Origin of the sequence: Phyllobacterium sp. 1468 (assembly GCF_031455525.1) — a bacterium.
Lineage (GTDB): Bacteria > Pseudomonadota > Alphaproteobacteria > Rhizobiales > Rhizobiaceae > Phyllobacterium.
Map to the genome: position 1 here is coordinate 330,832 of NZ_JAVDSX010000006.1, position 16,215 is coordinate 347,046.

The window sequence follows — 16,215 nt, forward strand, 5'->3', positions numbered from 1 at the left end:
GCGTTACCCATGCGCGCCGAAATCCAGGGCCAGCGCTGTGCCGGCTTCAAGAATGGCGGTGTAGGTATCGGCAATCGGATCGATCAACCGTGCGCTGAGGTCGGCATAGTTCGAGGAACGTTCTCCTGGATAGGTGAATGGCTCGCTAAGGCGATAGTTCTTCATATCGACGGGGTCCCCAGGATAGGCACCGCGAAGCAATTCTACCGCTTCGGGTATGCGCAGGCTGAAGATCAGCTCCATGATGTCGTCGCGGGAAACATCGTTGCGCGTCGAGAATCGCGGAATACGCGCGGCCATCAAAAAGATGTGCTGCAATAGTGCGAGACGTATGGCCTGCAGCATATCGCTGCGTTCATGTTCTGACTCCCTTGGCTTGCCCGCAGGTAGTTCGACCGCATCCAGGATTCGATGAAGCCAGATGGCATCGATCCTTAGCTTGACGGCCAGCGCGCTTATGGCCGTCGCCCTTTCATCGCCTTCGAGGAGCTGCGTTATCGAAAGACAAGGTGCGGCGAGATGCGGCTCCGCGCCGGCATAGGGTCGCGACGACCAGAATGCGGGGTCGTAGATGGTCGCGAAAGCCGCAAGCGCCTTGATACTCGACTTCTGTTTCGTCGCAAAAACGTGCGACGTAAGCCGGCGCAGGCGATCCGATCCTTTATAGACCTCCACAAAGCGGTCCTCATCATCACGGACGGCCCTTCCGAAACCGGATACCACAGTCAGCGGGTAGCCGAGTTGCTGCAGGATGGCATTGTGAGGGATTGCGCGGATTTTCCTCACCTGATGGACTTCGGCGCCTGCGACATCGAACTGCCGCCGCGATTTGCGCGAACCCGTCTCGTTGAGAAGTCCTTGCGGAAACGAGCCGAGCGTCCTGTGATAGGCCCGGTCATTCAGGAGATGATCGTGAAAATTTGCAATATGCCGATAAAAGTCGAAGGAAAAGCTCGTCCTGGCGTAGAGCATATCTTCTTCGGGCGCCCCGCGTATCGGCACCGCACATTCGATAAGCCTCGTCAACGTGGCAAGGGCCAGCTCCGGCGTCTCGAAAAAGAGATATCCGTCGCCGCCTTGAAAACTCACCTCATGTTTCAGAGCAATGCCGGCATTGCGGTATTGGTGGCGGATCCATGGGCTGAGCACGTAGAAAACCCGGTCCATGAATGAACGCTGGTGGGCGCCGCGGCCGGCGGATTCGCCATGCGTGTTGAAAATGAGGACTTCGACATCCGTGAGGTCGTGGCGAATACATGCGCGCGCCAATTGTCCCTGGACGCGTTCAATGGCGAGAGCCGCCGGAATCTGACCCATGAAGCGACCGGAATCGGAAAAGCCGGTTTGTATCGCTATACGCCCGCGGGCACGCACCATGTCCCGGTATTCAGGAATGGCGAAAAGCACGTCGAAGAAGCGGGCTGCGCTCTCCAGCGCTGTGGGCGTTTCGAACAGCGGCGATATATCGAGCCTGTGATCGACTCCGAACAGCCGCGCGAAGCACATCGCGGCAAGCACAGTTGCAGGAGTTTCGCACTCGGCAATCAACAGGCGAATGGAGGAATCGCTATCGACGTGCTTGAGAATCTGGGCGGCAAGCAGGAACTGACGCAACGCAGTTTTTTGCTCGATATCGAGCGATGCGAAGTTGACCTGATACTTATCGGCATCGCGCATGAGTTCGCCAAGCATTTCGAGAATGGATCGGCTGCCGATCTGTTCTTCGGAATCAAGGTCCAGATAATGCATGATGGCGTTATGAAGCTGTGTCGCATTGATACGCAGGTGAACTTCACCCACGCCAAAGCTCAGCGCTGCCATCTCGCTGCGAAGAACGAGTAGCTCCAGCGCGATCTCATCGGAGGCATCCGCGATCGCTTCGTCCAGCATGGTGAGCAAGATATCTATGCTGACGATCCGGTCGGGATGATCGGCCGTCAATATCTCCGAAGCGGCCTCAAGCGCTGACGGATCGAGCGGCATTTGTGAAAAGGCTTCCAGCACAAGACCGCTCCATGCGTGGAGCCGCTCGAGCTTGAGGGCCATCTCGGCAAGTTTGCTACCGGTGGTGAATTCGCATCCAGGCATTGCGCGTATCCGGGTGATGGCTGTTTCATAGCGACAGATCTGCCGCGATTTTTCAGCGAGCCTGAAGCGAAACATATCGATCCAGGCTATGTCTGTACGTCCATCCAGATCGTATCCGACCCAGGTGCCGACGCCGGCGAAACCGATCCGCGCCTCCCGCCATCTCTCTCCGTGGCGCTTGCGCAGAGTTTCAATCGCCAGCCGCGAAAATTCGGCGATCGCATCGCTGGCTCTGCCAACCGCCATAAGCACCGCGTCATGCTCGTCATTCAGCGTAATCGGGCGATCTGGACCGTAACCGGTTTCATCGTCTTCGATGATTTCGCCATTGGCGAGGCGGGCGAGCATGTTGCGCTGGCGGCGCGACAGGAGAAAGGTTGGATGTGCCGTGAACACCAGGCCAAGCTGGCAACGACGAAGGGCGGCAAGATCCTCCTCGAATGTGCCGCCATCGCCGAGCAGGCATTCGATGGCGAATGTCAGACGCTTGCGATTCTCATCCATATCGAGCGGGCCGACATAACCCGCGAGGGCGACGGCGCGCCCCCGAAAGCTTGCCTTGCCGAGAGAATGAATAAGGCGGGCCAACTCCTGCCTGCTGAGCGTGCCCGCTTCGAGATCACGCGACAGTTCGAAGGAGAGCTGCGCGACCGGATTATAGCGCGGTTCGTCGGTCAGCCGCGCGCGAAAGGCGGCAAGCCTTTCGCGGCAGTGATCTTCAAGCGACATGGCCGTCTGATCCGGTGCTCGGTCCATCAACCGGTTGCCGACAGACGTGGAGATACCGAGCGCTCATTCAGAAGCTCGACAAGCGTGGTGCCAAGACGCGCCGGTGTAGAGGCGATCCGGATGCCAGCCGCTTCCATGGCGCTGATTTTATCTTCTGCGCCACCTTTGCCGCCGGATATGATGGCTCCGGCATGGCCCATTCGCCGGCCAGGAGGTGCTGTCCGCCCCGCAATGAATCCGACCGTTGGCTTCGAACGTCCGCGTCTTGCCTCGTCGGCGAGGAACTGCGCGGCTTCTTCTTCAGCCGAACCGCCGATTTCGCCAATCATCACCATTGATTCCGTCGCCGGATCGGCGAGGAACATTTCGAGCACGTCGATGAATTCGGTGCCCTTGATGGGATCGCCGCCGATGCCGACCGCCGTGGTCTGGCCAAGACCCTGCTGCGAGGTCTGGAATACGGCTTCATAGGTCAACGTTCCCGAGCGCGACACGATGCCGACGGATCCTTTGCGGAAGATGGAGCCGGGCATAATCCCGATCTTGCATTCATCAACGGTCATGATGCCGGGACAATTGGGGCCGATCAGTCGGGATTTCGAACCGCTCAATGCACGTTTGACACGCTGCATGTCGAGGACCGGAATACCTTCCGTGATGCACACGATCAGCGGAATTTCCGCCTGGATCGCCTCGCAGATAGCATCGGCCGCGCTGAAAGGCGGCACATAAATAACCGAGGCGTCAGCTCCGGTCGCTTCACGTGCTTCCGCCACCGTGTCGAAGACGGGCAGACCGAGATGTGACGTTCCGCCTTTGCCGGGGGAGGTGCCTCCTACCATGCGGGTACCATATTTGATCGCCTGTTCGCTGTGGAAGGTGCCCGTCTTGCCAGTGAAGCCCTGACAGAGGAGACGCGTGTTTTTGTTGATCAGTATCGACATCAGCTCAAGCCTCCGACTGCGTTGACGATCTTCTGGGCAGCATCGTCGAGATCGTCAGCAGGAATGACGTTCAACCCCGATGCTGCAATGATGTGCTTTCCCTCGTTGACATTGGTGCCTTCGAGGCGAACGACGAGCGGTACCGTCAGTCCCACTTCCTTGACGGCGGTGATCACGCCTTCTGCGATCACGTCGCAGCGCATAATGCCGCCGAAGATGTTGATGAGAATGCCTTTTACATTCGGATCCGCGGTTATGATCTTGAATGCCGCTGCAACCTTCTCGGCAGTGGCGCCGCCGCCGACATCGAGAAAGTTGGCCGGTTCTGCGCCGTAGAACTTGATGATGTCCATTGTCGCCATGGCAAGGCCGGCGCCGTTGACCATGCAGCCGATGCTGCCGTCGAGCGTGATGTAGGAGAGGTCATATTTCGACGCCTCTATCTCCTTGGCGTCCTCTTCGGTCTCATCGCGCATCTCGAAAATGTCGGGATGGCGGGCGAGCGCGTTGGAATCGAAGCTGACCTTGGCGTCGAGACATTTCAGCTGGCCGTCCTTCGAGACGATCAATGGGTTGATCTCGAGCATCTCCATGTCTTTGGCCGTGAAAGCAGTATAAAGTTTTGCGACGAGCGTATGAGCTTGTTTCGCAAGATCGCCGTCAAGTTCGAGCGCTTTGGCAACGGCGCGGCCATGATGAGGCAGGATGCCCGTTGCCGGATCCACCGAGAACGTCAGGATCTTTTCCGGTGTGTCATGCGCGATGGTTTCGATGTCCATGCCGCCCTCGGTGGAGACAACGAACGAAACGCGGCTGGTTGCGCGGTCGACAAGAAGCGAGAGGTAGAATTCCTTCTCGATCTGCGATCCATCCTCGACATAAAGGCGGTTGACCTGCTTGCCTGAAGGGCCGGTCTGGATTGTCACCAGTGTATTGCCGAGCATTTCAGCCGCATGTTCGCGAACCTCCGCAAGGGAACGGGCAAGGCGGACGCCGCCCTTTGCACCTTCGCCCAGTTCCATGAACGAACCCTTGCCGCGGCCGCCCGCATGAATTTGCGATTTGACGACAAAGACCGGACCAGGGAGTCTTGCGGCCATTTCACCAGCCTCTTCGACGTCCACAGCCAGATAACCTTCCGGTACAGGCACGCCAAAGGACTTCAGTACACCCTTGGCCTGATACTCATGAATATGCATTGAGGAAAACCTCCCCTTAAAATTTACGGATTTTGTGAAGGGCACCAGACCCTGACTTGCGCCAGGGTCCGGCGGGGAGGGCTAAAGCAAACCTGCGCCTCTGGCCCATTTGTACTTCGCTCCCAGCACCTCGACTGGTAGCTCGGTCGAATAGGCATAGGCAGGAATGCCATGCTGGTAGAGATACTCGGCCGCTTCTTCGACTTCGACATCGCCAGCAAGCGAGGCAACCATCGGCTTCTCGATACCCCTGGCGGCCATCTCCTCCTTCACCTCGACCATCAGCTTGGCAAAGACCATCGGCGGGGTGACGATCGTGTGCCAGTAACCGAGGATCAGCGCGTGGATGCGATCGTCCTCGAGGCCGAGTTTGACCGTATTCTTGTAGGTGAGGGGCGGTTCGCCACCGGTGATGTCGACGGGATTGCCCGCGGCGCCGAAGGGCGGAATGAACTTGCGGAAAGCCGCATCCAGATCGTCCGGCATTCCCATGAGACTGAGGCCGTTGTCGACGCAGGCATCGGAGAGGAGCACGCCCGAGCCGCCAGCGCCGGTAATGATAACGACATTTTCTCCCTTCGGCGTCGGCATGACAGGAATGCCGCGGGCGAATTCGAGGAGTTGGCGCAGCGAGCGGGCGCGGATGACACCGACTTGCTTGAAGACGTCCTCGTAGATTTTGTCGTTACCGGCGAGCGCGCCCGTATGAGAGGAGGCCGCTTTGGCGCCGGCGGAGGTGCGTCCCGCCTTGAGAACGACGATAGGCTTCTTCTGGGAGACGCGTTTTGCCGCTTCGGCAAAGGCGCGCCCGTCTTTCAGATCCTCCAGATGCTGGGCGATGATGCGCGTATTGTCATCCTGCTCGAAGAAGGTGAGCAGGTCGTCCTCATCGATGTCCGACTTGTTGCCGAGACCGACAATTGCCGATACGCCCATCTTGGCCGAGCGCGAGAAGCCGATGATCGCCATGCCGATGCCGCCGGACTGTGACGACAATGCCGCCGAGCCCTTGACGTCGTAGGCCGTGCAGAATGTTGCGCAAAGATTTTCCGGCGTGTAGTAGAAGCCGTAAATGTTCGGGCCCATCAGGCGGATATTGTATTTGCGGCCGATCTTGACGATCTCGTCCTGCAGTTCCGGTTCTCCGGCTTCGGCAAAGCCCGAGGGTATGAGGACTGCCCCAGGAATTTTCTTCTCGCCGCATTCGGCAAGAGCGCCGGCAACCAGTTTGGCGGGAATGGCAAAGACCGCCGTATCGATATTGCCCGGAACATCCTTGACGCTTTTGTAGGTCTTGTAGCCGAGGATTTCTTCGGCTTTCGGATGGATTGGATAGATTTGGCCTTTGTAGCCGCCATTGATGAGGTTCTTCATCACGGAATTGCCGATCTTGCCATCCTCTGCCGAAGCGCCGATCACGGCGACCGCCTTCGGACGCATGATGCGGTTCATCGATTTTAGGATTTCGTCCTGGCTCGGGCGATGGCGCGGCTTCGCCTGGTCGTAATCGATGACGATGCGGACGTCGGCGGCAATGGCGCCTTCCTTGGTGGCGAAAACCGGGTTGAGATCGAGTTCGGAGATTTCCGGATAGTCGTCAACAAGCTTGGAGACCTGCACAATCATATCGGCAAGCGCAATACGATTGACCGGCTCACCGCCGCGCACGCCCTTCAACATTTCCGCCGCCTGAATGCTGTCGAGCATCGACAGGGCTTCGTCGTGTGTCACCGGTGCAAGGCGGAAGGTGATGTCCTTCAGGACTTCGACGAGAACGCCGCCAAGGCCAAAGGCAACGAGCTTGCCGAAACTGTCGTCGGTGACCGCGCCGATGATGACTTCGAGGCCGCCAGTCAGCATTTGCTGAACCTGCACACCGACGATTTCCGCATCCGCCTTATAGGCTTGGGCATTGGCAATGATCTTGTCGAAACTGGCCTTGGCTTCCTCGGCAGATTTGACGCCGACGATAACGCCGCCTGCTTCCGTCTTGTGCAGGATATCCGGGGAGACGATTTTCATGACCACGGGAAAGCCCATGGCCGACGCAAGCGACGCGGCTTCCCCGGCACTGCCTGCAACACCTTCCTGCGGAACTCCTATGCCATAAGCATCGCAGATAAGCTTGCCTTCGGGTGCGGTGAGTGCCTGGCGGCCCTCGGCCCGCGCCGCTTCCAGTACGTTACGGACAACGGTTTTGTCGAGCATGATTTCCTCCGTGATGGCCGCGTGCACTCCCGGTGACGGCGGCATTGATGTGGCTTGGTTTGCCAGCGGCGCGACTGGCTAGATCGTCTTTAGCGCCCGTATTGGTATATTGTATACCAGAAAAAAGACTGTCAAGTCCTGATCCCTGGCCGTTAGCTGTTTGCTTCAATCGTGATTGAGTGTCTGGTTGTTTCAATGCCTGGGCTGGAACGACCCAGCCCAGGCGAGCTCTATCGTGATGCTATTATTGGGCGGGCTGCAGGACGTTCTCTTCCGTCCTGCGGATGATACCTGCGCGCCATGGTTTGAGTACGAACAGTGCCAAGAGGGAGGCGCCCGCATTCAGGATGACGCCGATGATAAATACCGCACCCCAATCACCGTCCGCCGCCAGGGCCGTACCAAATGGCACCAGAAGTGCGGCCGTACCTTTGGCCGTATAAAGCAGGCCGGCATTGGTAGCAGCGAATTTGGAGCCGAAGGTATCCGTGCAGGTGGAAGGAAAGAGCGAATAGATCTCGCCCCAGGCGAAAAACACCAGACTGCTCAAGATCACGAACATCATCGGGTCATGGGCGAAGAGGTAAAGCAGGTATATGCCGATCGCCTCGATGCCGAAGGCGAAGAACATGGTGTTTTCGCGTCCGATCTTATCCGAAATCCAGCCGCAGAGCGGCCGGGTCACGCCGTTGAGAAGGCGGTCCAGCGTAGCAGCGAGGGTGAGGGCTGGAATGCCAAGCCATACCGGAATATCCGCAACGCCGTAGTCCTTGGCCATCGGCGCAAGGTTGGCGGTTACAACAAGGCCACCGGCGCCCACTGCCACAAACATGAGATACATGAGCCAGAAAATCGGGTGTTTCACCACTTCGGAAGGCAAATACTGCCGGCGGCTCTGAATGATCGGGCCTTTGTTGCTGACTTCAGGAGTTTGACCCGGCTTCGGGGCAAAGAGGAAGAAAGAAAGCACCACGATAATAATACCTTGCCCCAGCCCGAAGGTGAGGAAGGTGTGTGCGAAGCCGAAATGAGCGATGGTTGCCTGGATCGGCCAGACCGTCAGGGCGGAACCCGCGCCAAAACCCGCTGCCGTGATACCCGCAGCAAGTCCACGCCGGTCCGGGAACCATTTCAACGCGTTGCCTACACAGGTGCCATAGACTGCGCCCGCACCGATACCGGCGATAGCCTGGCCAACGCAGAATAGAAACAGCGTATCGGCTTGCGAGTTGATGACCCATCCAATAGCGCATAGCACGCCGCCGAACATAATGACGATCTTGGGACCGTATTTGTCGACGAACCAGCCCTCTATCGGAACCAGCCATGTTTCGAACAGGACGAAGAGCGTGAAGGCCCATTGAATTTCCGCACGCCCCCAACCGAACTGTTTGGTAATTTCGGGAACAAAGAATGTCCAGCCATATTGAAGATTGGCGATGGTAACCATACAGATCACGCCAATTGCCAACTGTCCCCATCTGAATCCGTCGCTGACCTGATGCGAGCGGAACTCCTCTTTTACCGCTTGAGTCATGTTCATCCCTTTCTACGCCTTTTATGTAGCTATAATGCCATGCGCTGATAGGGACATACTGGTATCTGTTATACCAAAAGACAAGAGCCAAGCTGGTATTGCCATACAACTTTTATAAAAACTGAATGTATTCAAAATGTTAAGCGGCGGCCGGAGGGGATCCGGCAGCCGCTTAAGAGGTCTAAAAGTAATTTTTCAGTGATTAGAGACCGAAAGGCTCGCTATTCTTGTTGCGCGCATTGATGCGTGCAACGCTGTCAAGAAAGGCAAGAATCGTCTCGATGATACCGCGACGGGCGGTGCGATCGGTTGAATTGGCTATTTCTGCACGTGCCGGCATGATTTGACACTCCTGTTTACCGTTTAAGATAGCGTCTATCTGGCATACCATATCCCAGTTCACAACGGCGCCAGACGCATATCAGCATCCCATTTTTGCATAGGTTGTGCACCGCACACTCTTACAACGTTTCGGGTGGGCCTTTTGTTTCGATGTTTTTTGGGCGTCTCAACTGGTTTTGACTGCTCCGGGATTATCTTCACCAAGAGTGTTTGACTTATGGTATTTATTATGCCAGAGATTCAGCAAGAGCACTTCAGCTGACCCGGCACTCGGGTGAGGAAGCGCCGCGGACTTTGTAAATCCGGCTCAGCTCTTTCGACTGTCTCCGCCGCTTCCGTCTTTGAGGTGGCAATCCGAGGCAGGGGGAGACAGGGCCTATCGATCTCAACGAGCGTTTTCGCATGCAAAATCTCTATAGAGCCGAGCCACTTGGCTTCCTGAATAAGACACTGCTGGAGCAGCAACCGCATGTAGGGCTGCATGCCAGGAACAGGTGGGCAGCCAACCGCCAACGATAAGAGACGACAAAAATTCAATAGGAGGAAAGACGTTCATGACAATCGTCACAAAGGTTGAGAAGGCCACATCAACGGCTGAAGATACATTGAAGCGGAAGGTACGCGACGGGAGTGTGGTGTCCGGTGGCCATCTGGTGGCGCGGGCGCTCAGGAATGAAGGTGTCGACACGATTTTCACGCTTTGCGGCGGTCACATCATCGATATCTATGACGGCTGCATCGATGAAGGCATCCGCATTATCGATGTGCGCCACGAGCAGGTCGCGGCTCATGCGGCCGATGGTTATGCGCGCCAGACGGGCAAGATGGGCTGCGTTGTGACGACCGCCGGTCCAGGCTGCACCAATGCGGTCACAGGTATTGCCACGGCATTCCGCTCGGAAAGCCCGGTGCTCCATATTGGCGGGCAGGGCGCCTTGACCCAGCACAAAATGGGCTCCCTGCAGGATCTGCCGCATGTCGACATGATGACGCCGATCACCAAATTTGCTGCCTGTGTTTCCTCGACCGAACGTATTGCCGATATGATTTCCATGGCTGCGCGCGAGTGTTTCTCGGGTGCGTCCGGACCTTCCTACCTGGAAATTCCGCGTGACGTCCTGGATCGCGAAATTCCTATTGAAAAGGCGGTCATACCGCAGCCGGGCAAATACAGGGCGTCGACCTATTCAATTGGCGATCCGGCGGATATCGAAAAGTTGGCTGATGTTCTGGTGAATGCCGAACGCCCGGCAGTTCTATTCGGCCAGCAGGTCTTCACGTCGGGCAGCACGCAGGCTGCAGTCGAGTTGCTACGTGGGCTGGATATTCCCGGCTACTTCAACGGCGCAAGCCGCGGTACGCTGCCGATTGGTGACCCTCATCACTTCGACCGCACACGCGGCTTTGCATTCAACAATGCCGACGTGATCATGGTCATTGGCACGCCGTTCGACTTCCGCATGGGCTATGGCAAGCGGATTTCCAAGGACCTTACCCTGGTACAGATCGATCAGGATTACCGCACAGTCGGCAAGAACCGCGATATCGATCTGGGTCTCGTTGGCCATCCAGGCGCCATACTTTCGGCGGTCCTGCAGGCAGCATCCGCCCGAATCGACAAGGGTAAGCGGCAGGCACGCCGTGAGTGGATGAAAACTCTCGAGCAGCAGGAAGTTATTGCCTATGACAAGGTGCTGCCGCTTCTCAAGTCGGACCAAAGCCCGATCCATCCCTACCGTGTTGCATACGAGCTCAACGAGTTCCTCGGCGAGGATACGATCTACATCGGCGACGGTGGCGATGTAGTGACCATCTCGGCTCAAGCGGTGCGCCCGCGCAATCCGGGTCAATGGATGGATCCCGGCGCGCTTGGTTCGCTGGGCGTCGGGACCGGCTTCGCGCTTGGAGCGAAGCTGGCCCATCCGCAAAAGGAAGTGCTTTGCTATTATGGCGATGGCGCCTTCTCGATGACTGCCTTCGACATGGAAACCTGTGACCGGTTCAACGCGCCTTATCTTGCGGTTATCGGCAACAACTCTTCGATGAACCAGATCCGTTATGGCCAGGTTGCAAAATATGGCGAGGAACGCGGCAATGTCGGCAACAAGCTTGGCGACGTCGAGTTTTCCAAATTCGCGCACATGCTCGGCAATCACGGCGAAGAAGTTCGCGAAGCGTCCGAAATTCGGCCGGCGCTGCTGCGGGCTCGCGAGGCCATAGCCAAGACGGGCAGGTCGGCGGTGGTCAACATCTGGGTCGATCCGAATGAGTATGCGCCCGGGACCAAAAACCAGACGATGTACAAGTAACGAAAAAGCCCGGCGGTCATAAAGGCCGCCGGCTCAAATCGACAGAAAGCAGAACGAAGGAACAAGTTCCGCGCCAGAAAAAGGGAAGAAAAGAATGACGAAAGCTTTGGAGGGTGTTCGCATCCTGGATTTCACCCATGTTCAGTCTGGGCCCACATGCACACAGCTTCTTGCCTGGTTTGGTGCAGATGTCATCAAGGTAGAGCGCCCCGGTGTTGGAGATATCACGCGCGGCCAGCTGCGCGACGTCCCCGAGGCAGATAGTCTCTATTTCACCATGCTCAATCACAACAAACGTTCGATCACGCTCGATACCAAGAATCAGAGCGGGAAGGCGGTTCTCGAAGAACTGATCAAAAATTGCGATGTGCTGGTGGAGAATTTCGCCCCGGGCGCGCTCGATCGCATGGGGTTCACGTGGGAGCGTGTCCAGGAGCTCAATCCGGCAATGATCGTCGCCTCGATCAAGGGATTCGGCCCCGGTCCCTATCAGGACTGCAAGGTCTACGAAAACGTCGCACAATGCACTGGCGGTGCGGCATCGACGACAGGCTTCCGCGATGGTCTGCCACTGGTTACAGGAGCGCAGATCGGTGATTCCGGCACAGGTCTGCATCTGTGCCTCGGCATCGTCACAGCCCTTTTCCAACGCACCAAAACAGGGCGCGGCCAGAAAGTTTCGGCAGCAATGCAGGATGGCGTGCTCAACCTGTGCCGCGTCAAGCTGCGGGACCAGCAACGCCTGGCGCACGGACCCTTGAACGAATACAGCCAATATGGCGAGGGTATTGAGTTCGGCGAAAGCGTGCCGCGCGCGGGCAATGACTCCGGCGGCGGCCAGCCCGGGCGCATCCTGAAATGCAAAGGCTGGGAGACGGACCCCAACGCCTATATCTACTTCATCACCCAGGCGCCCGTATGGGAGGCGATTTGCGACGTGATTGGCGAGCCGGAATGGAAGACACACCCCGACTACGCAAAACCCGTAGCCCGCCTGCCGCGCCTCAATGCGATTTTTGCCCGCATCGAGGAGTGGACAATGACGAAGGACAAGTTCGAGGCGATGGCGATCCTCAACGACAGGGACATTCCGTGCGGTCCCATCCTGTCGATGAAAGAGATCGCCGAAGACCAATCGCTGAGGGCTACGGGCACGATCGTCGAGGTGGAGCATCCGGAGCGCGGCAGCTATCTTTCCGTCGGCAATCCTATCAAGCTTTCCGACAGCCCGACAGACGTTACGCGTTCCCCGCTGTTGGGAGAGCACACGGACGAAATTCTGCGCGACGTCTTGAGATTCGATGAGCGGGCGATCGACGAACTGCAGAAAAGCGGTGCACTCGGAACCCCGCAGAAAATCGCGGCCGAATAATCCTTATCGAGAAAACGGCGGCACCGGGGGTTGGAGCCTTTCATGCCTGGATGGAAACAGCTCTGTTTCACGGATGGCGAGACAATCCACGCGGAAGGTGGCGAGGTCGATGTCTTCGTCCGATGGATAGACATCGGCCTCGCCAAATCCCTCGACCTTGAACGAAATTCCCTCCGGCAGAACATTCCCATCCAGACATGAAAGGCTCTAACCCCCGGTGCCGCCGTTTTCTTCCTCCGAAAAACATACGTGCGTGATGTTGTCCGTGCGGCGATCTCAATCCGGCTACGGATTGACAGCACGTGCTTTGGTTGGTATTATGTATTCCAATAGCTTGACGACAGGTGCGACCTGCGGGAGAAGCCCGTCGCACATCAGCCCAATCGCTTCAGGGAGGAGGCGGCCATGAAGCTTCATGAGTTTCAGTCGAAGGCACTCTTGTCTGCCAGAGGCGTCAACGTACCCGAAGGCCGTGTCGCGCTGACCCCCGGCGAGGCCCGCGAAGCGGCAGAGGCGTTGGGCGCGGACAGCATCGCCGTAAAATCGCAGGTTCTGGCGGGAGGCCGCGGCCTCGCAGGCGGCGTCCGTCTAGTCTCATCGCCACGCGACGTCGAAGCCGCTGCAGCCGCGATGCTTGGGCGCACGCTCATTACCGAACAGACGGGACCAGCCGGTTGCCCTGTCAACAGAGTTTTGATCGAAACGGCCGTTCGCCCCCTCCGCAGCCTCTATTTGTCGTTGCTCATTGATGCGGCAAGGGCTGAAATCGCCATCCTTGCCGGTGCTGAAGGGAGCGAGGATATCGAGCAGCGGCTTCAAACGGGTGAAACCCGACTGGAACGGCTTTCCCTCGGTACCGGAGATGCACCCGAGAAAGCGGCCGTGACTGACTTGGCTCAGCGTCTTGGCCTTGGTTCCGGTCTTCACTCCGCCTTTGCTTCGCTTCTCGACCAGTTGCGCTTGGCCTTCATCGAGCTCGATGCAACACTCATCGAGCTTAATCCATTGGTTGTGACACAGGAGGGCAGGTTCGTTGCGGTCGATGTCAAGATGATTATCGACGACAACGCGCTGTTCAGGCATCCCGAACTGGTCGCCCTGCGCGAAGAGCATGACGGCGATGAAATCGAGCTCGTCGCGCAGAATCGCCGGCTCAACTACCTGCGAATGGACGGCAATATCGGCCTGGCGGTCAATGGGGCCGGGCTTGGCCTCGCAACGCTCGACATGGTGCGTGCAGCCAATGGCAGCGCTGCGAACTTCATGGATATCCGCACGACGGCCACCAGCCTCGATGTCGCGCATGGATTCACGCTTCTTCTCAACAATCCGGCCGTGCGCTCGATTCTTGTCAATGTGCATGGCGGCGGAATGCAGCCCTGCGATACCATAGCCGACGGTCTCGGCATCGCGATGCGGCGGACCGGCCGCTCCTGCCCGGTCATCGTCCGTCTGGCGGGCAACAATGCCGAATATGCCCGGTTCCGTTTTACCAATTTCGGCTGCAAGGTGATCGACTGTCCCGACATGTGGACGGCGGTGAACCGCGCCGTTTCCGCCGCCCATGGAGAAAGATCATGACCATTCTCGTTGACCAGAATACCCGTGTGGTCTGCCAGGGCATGACCGGTTGGGCCGGAACGCATTATTCGGCGGCCATGATGGAATATGGTACCCGGATCGTCGGCGGCGTGACGCCCGGCAAGGGCGGAACCTACCATTTGAACCTCCCGGTCTTCGACGAAGTTGCTGAAGCGATGCAAGAGACGGGCGCCAATGCCAGCATGATTTTCGTGCCGCCGGAAAACGCTGCCGCGGCAATGATCGAGGCGATCGAGGCGGGTATGCCGCTTGTCGTGGCTCTGACGGAGCGGGTGCCTGTACAGGACATGTTGCGCGTGCGCGCCGCGCTGAAGCAAAGCGCGACGGTTCTTGTCGGCCCGAACTCGCAGGGCATCCTGTCTCCGGGCGTCTGCAAGATCGGTGTGATGGCGACGGGGAGCGAGCGAAAGGGCCATGTCGGCATTCTGTCGCGCTCGGCATCGCTGACCAGCGAGGTTATCGCTCAGGTGAGTGCGGCGGGACTGGGACAGTCGACAACCGTCGGCATTGGCGGTGACGCCATTCACGGCTTGAGCATGCGCGACTGCATGGAGCTGTTCCTTGCCGACCACGATACGCGCGGTGTCATCGCCATCGGCGAGATCGGGGGATCGGAAGAGCAGGAACTGGCGGAGTTTCTTGCCGGGATCAAACCGGACATTCCGGTCGTCGGGCTCGTTGTCGGCCGTCATGCGCCGACGGAACGCCGTATGGGCCATGCCGGGGCTTTTGCGCAAAGCGCTGCCAGTGATGCCGGCAACAAGATCAATGCACTGAAGGATGCGGGCGTTGTCATCGCCAAGAGCCCGCATCTCGTCGGCGAGACGATCCGCGAGGCGATGGCCGCAGCGGCCTGAACAATATGACGGGTCTGGCCGGAGTTGGGTAGAGCGCTGAAACATCCAATGCCGGTTTGGTGGAAGAATACCCGGAACCTTGGCTTCCGGGTATTCTCTCATTTTAGAGCCTACTGAACGAATGTGGTCGACAGGGTGCCGATACCCTCGATGGTGACGGAGACGGTATTGGTCGGATCCTTGATCGAGCCGACGCCGAGCGATGTGCCGCAGCAGATCAGATCGCCAGGCTCCAGCGTCATATCCTTCGATAGCGCGCTGACGAGAATTGCCGGGGGAAAGATCATATCGCTTAAGGGGTAATCCTGACGCAGGGCGCCGTTGAGTTCCGTTTTGACATTGCATTCGGTCGGATCGATATCGGTAGCGATGACCGGACCGAACGGACAGAAACCGTCGAAGCTCTTGGCGCGGGCCCATTGTGCAAAGGTCTTGTCGCGGGCGATAATGTCGCTCGCTGTCAAATCGTTGACACAGGTATAACCGAAAATCGCGGCTGCGGCTTCCTCCTGCGAGGCATTGCTGCAGCGCTTGCCGATCACGATGCCAAGTTCGCCTTCATAGCCGACGCGTTCGGTGTAGGAAGGAGGACGGCGGACCACAGCCTCCGGAGATGCGACGCTCGACAAGGCCTTCAACAGATAGAGCGGCTCATCGGGTTTTGCGACGTCGAGCTTGGCGGCGAGCTGATGGAAATTGTTCCACAACGCGATGATCTTGGAAGGCGCGCAAGGTGCCAGCAACCGGACCGAGGCTAGGGGGATCCGCATGTCGGTGGCGATGGGCTGCTCGAACATGCTCCCTTGATAAACGATGATATCCTTGCCTTGCAGAAGGCCGAAGCCCTCCATGCCCTCATCGTCGAATCGTACCCATTGAGCCATTTGTCTTTCCTCCATTTTTGCAAAGTGCGGATCTTTTCTTCTGCCCGCCGCCCTTGTCAGTGATCGAGTGCTTTGACGATATTTTCGACCATTTTCTTGGCGTCGGCGAAGAGCATCATGGTGTTGTCGCGGAAGAACAGTTCG

12 protein-coding genes are annotated in these 16,215 nt (G+C 58.0%); 5 read left to right on the forward strand and 7 right to left on the reverse strand.

What is annotated here, in order from left to right:
* Positions 1 to 3 precede the first annotated feature (3 nt).
* The 6 genes from J2X72_RS18255 to J2X72_RS18280 all read right to left on the reverse strand — a co-directional run bounded on the left by J2X72_RS18255 (position 4) and on the right by J2X72_RS18280 (position 9,045).
* Complete coding sequence (locus J2X72_RS18255; protein ID WP_310074187.1) at positions 4 to 2,844, reverse strand: phosphoenolpyruvate carboxylase; 2,841 nt, start codon at positions 2,842 to 2,844, stop codon at positions 4 to 6.
* Entirely contained in the window at positions 2,844 to 3,761 is a 918-nt protein-coding gene (sucD, locus tag J2X72_RS18260; RefSeq protein ID WP_310074189.1) for a succinate--CoA ligase subunit alpha, read from the reverse strand. Before sucD (J2X72_RS18260) ends, J2X72_RS18255 begins: the two co-directional genes overlap by 1 nt.
* Positions 3,761 to 4,960 carry an ADP-forming succinate--CoA ligase subunit beta gene (sucC, locus tag J2X72_RS18265; protein ID WP_210003011.1) on the reverse strand — a complete coding sequence of 400 codons (1,200 nt, stop codon included), beginning with the start codon at positions 4,958 to 4,960 and terminating at the stop codon, positions 3,761 to 3,763. The genes sucD (J2X72_RS18260) and sucC (J2X72_RS18265) overlap by 1 nt, the downstream gene beginning before the upstream one ends.
* An 81-nt stretch (positions 4,961 to 5,041) precedes the next feature.
* Entirely contained in the window at positions 5,042 to 7,168 is a 2,127-nt protein-coding gene (locus J2X72_RS18270; protein ID WP_210003012.1) for an acetate--CoA ligase family protein, read from the reverse strand.
* Between the two features lie 244 nt (positions 7,169 to 7,412).
* Positions 7,413 to 8,705: an oxalate/formate MFS antiporter gene (oxlT, locus tag J2X72_RS18275; protein ID WP_210003045.1), complete on the reverse strand. Its 1,293-nt coding sequence runs from the start codon at positions 8,703 to 8,705 to the stop codon at positions 7,413 to 7,415.
* Positions 8,706 to 8,907: 202 nt separating this feature from the next.
* Positions 8,908 to 9,045, reverse strand: a complete 138-nt coding sequence (locus J2X72_RS18280; protein WP_310074197.1) for a hypothetical protein — start codon at positions 9,043 to 9,045, stop codon at positions 8,908 to 8,910.
* Positions 9,046 to 9,601: 556 nt separating this feature from the next.
* Between J2X72_RS18280 and J2X72_RS18285 the strand changes: the two genes are divergently transcribed.
* The 5 genes from J2X72_RS18285 (at position 9,602) to sucD (J2X72_RS18305) (ending at position 15,187) form a co-directional block, all read left to right on the forward strand.
* Entirely contained in the window at positions 9,602 to 11,356 is a 1,755-nt protein-coding gene (locus J2X72_RS18285; protein ID WP_310074200.1) for a thiamine pyrophosphate-binding protein, read from the forward strand.
* 94 nt (positions 11,357 to 11,450) lie between these two features.
* Positions 11,451 to 12,728, forward strand: a complete 1,278-nt coding sequence (frc, locus tag J2X72_RS18290) for a formyl-CoA transferase (RefSeq protein ID WP_210003015.1) — start codon at positions 11,451 to 11,453, stop codon at positions 12,726 to 12,728.
* Between the two features lie 42 nt (positions 12,729 to 12,770).
* Entirely contained in the window at positions 12,771 to 12,929 is a 159-nt protein-coding gene (locus tag J2X72_RS18295) for a hypothetical protein (RefSeq protein WP_310074205.1), read from the forward strand.
* A 204-nt stretch (positions 12,930 to 13,133) separates the two neighbouring features.
* The gene (sucC, locus tag J2X72_RS18300; RefSeq protein WP_310074208.1) at positions 13,134 to 14,309 is read left to right on the forward strand and encodes an ADP-forming succinate--CoA ligase subunit beta; all 1,176 of its coding nucleotides are present in this window, start codon (positions 13,134 to 13,136) and stop codon (positions 14,307 to 14,309) included.
* The gene (gene sucD, locus J2X72_RS18305) at positions 14,306 to 15,187 is read left to right on the forward strand and encodes a succinate--CoA ligase subunit alpha (RefSeq protein WP_310074211.1); all 882 of its coding nucleotides are present in this window, start codon (positions 14,306 to 14,308) and stop codon (positions 15,185 to 15,187) included. Before sucC (J2X72_RS18300) ends, sucD (J2X72_RS18305) begins: the two co-directional genes overlap by 4 nt.
* Before the next feature lie 110 nt (positions 15,188 to 15,297).
* Here the strand turns inward: sucD (J2X72_RS18305) and J2X72_RS18310 are convergent, their stop codons facing one another.
* Positions 15,298 to 16,071, reverse strand: a complete 774-nt coding sequence (locus J2X72_RS18310) for a fumarylacetoacetate hydrolase family protein (RefSeq protein ID WP_210003018.1) — start codon at positions 16,069 to 16,071, stop codon at positions 15,298 to 15,300.
* Positions 16,072 to 16,215: the final 144 nt, after the last annotated feature.

Coding starts and splice junctions, on each gene's coding strand:
- J2X72_RS18255 (WP_310074187.1), bottom strand. CDS start 2,844: ATGGACCGAGCACCGGATCAGACGGCCATGTCGCTTGAAGATCACTGC.
- sucD (WP_310074189.1), bottom strand. CDS start 3,761: ATGTCGATACTGATCAACAAAAACACGCGTCTCCTCTGTCAGGGCTTC.
- sucC (WP_210003011.1), bottom strand. CDS start 4,960: ATGCATATTCATGAGTATCAGGCCAAGGGTGTACTGAAGTCCTTTGGC.
- J2X72_RS18270 (WP_210003012.1), bottom strand. CDS start 7,168: ATGCTCGACAAAACCGTTGTCCGTAACGTACTGGAAGCGGCGCGGGCC.
- oxlT (WP_210003045.1), bottom strand. CDS start 8,705: ATGACTCAAGCGGTAAAAGAGGAGTTCCGCTCGCATCAGGTCAGCGAC.
- J2X72_RS18280 (WP_310074197.1), bottom strand. CDS start 9,045: ATGCCGGCACGTGCAGAAATAGCCAATTCAACCGATCGCACCGCCCGT.
- J2X72_RS18285 (WP_310074200.1), top strand. CDS start 9,602: ATGACAATCGTCACAAAGGTTGAGAAGGCCACATCAACGGCTGAAGAT.
- frc (WP_210003015.1), top strand. CDS start 11,451: ATGACGAAAGCTTTGGAGGGTGTTCGCATCCTGGATTTCACCCATGTT.
- J2X72_RS18295 (WP_310074205.1), top strand. CDS start 12,771: ATGCCTGGATGGAAACAGCTCTGTTTCACGGATGGCGAGACAATCCAC.
- sucC (WP_310074208.1), top strand. CDS start 13,134: ATGAAGCTTCATGAGTTTCAGTCGAAGGCACTCTTGTCTGCCAGAGGC.
- sucD (WP_310074211.1), top strand. CDS start 14,306: ATGACCATTCTCGTTGACCAGAATACCCGTGTGGTCTGCCAGGGCATG.
- J2X72_RS18310 (WP_210003018.1), bottom strand. CDS start 16,071: ATGGCTCAATGGGTACGATTCGACGATGAGGGCATGGAGGGCTTCGGC.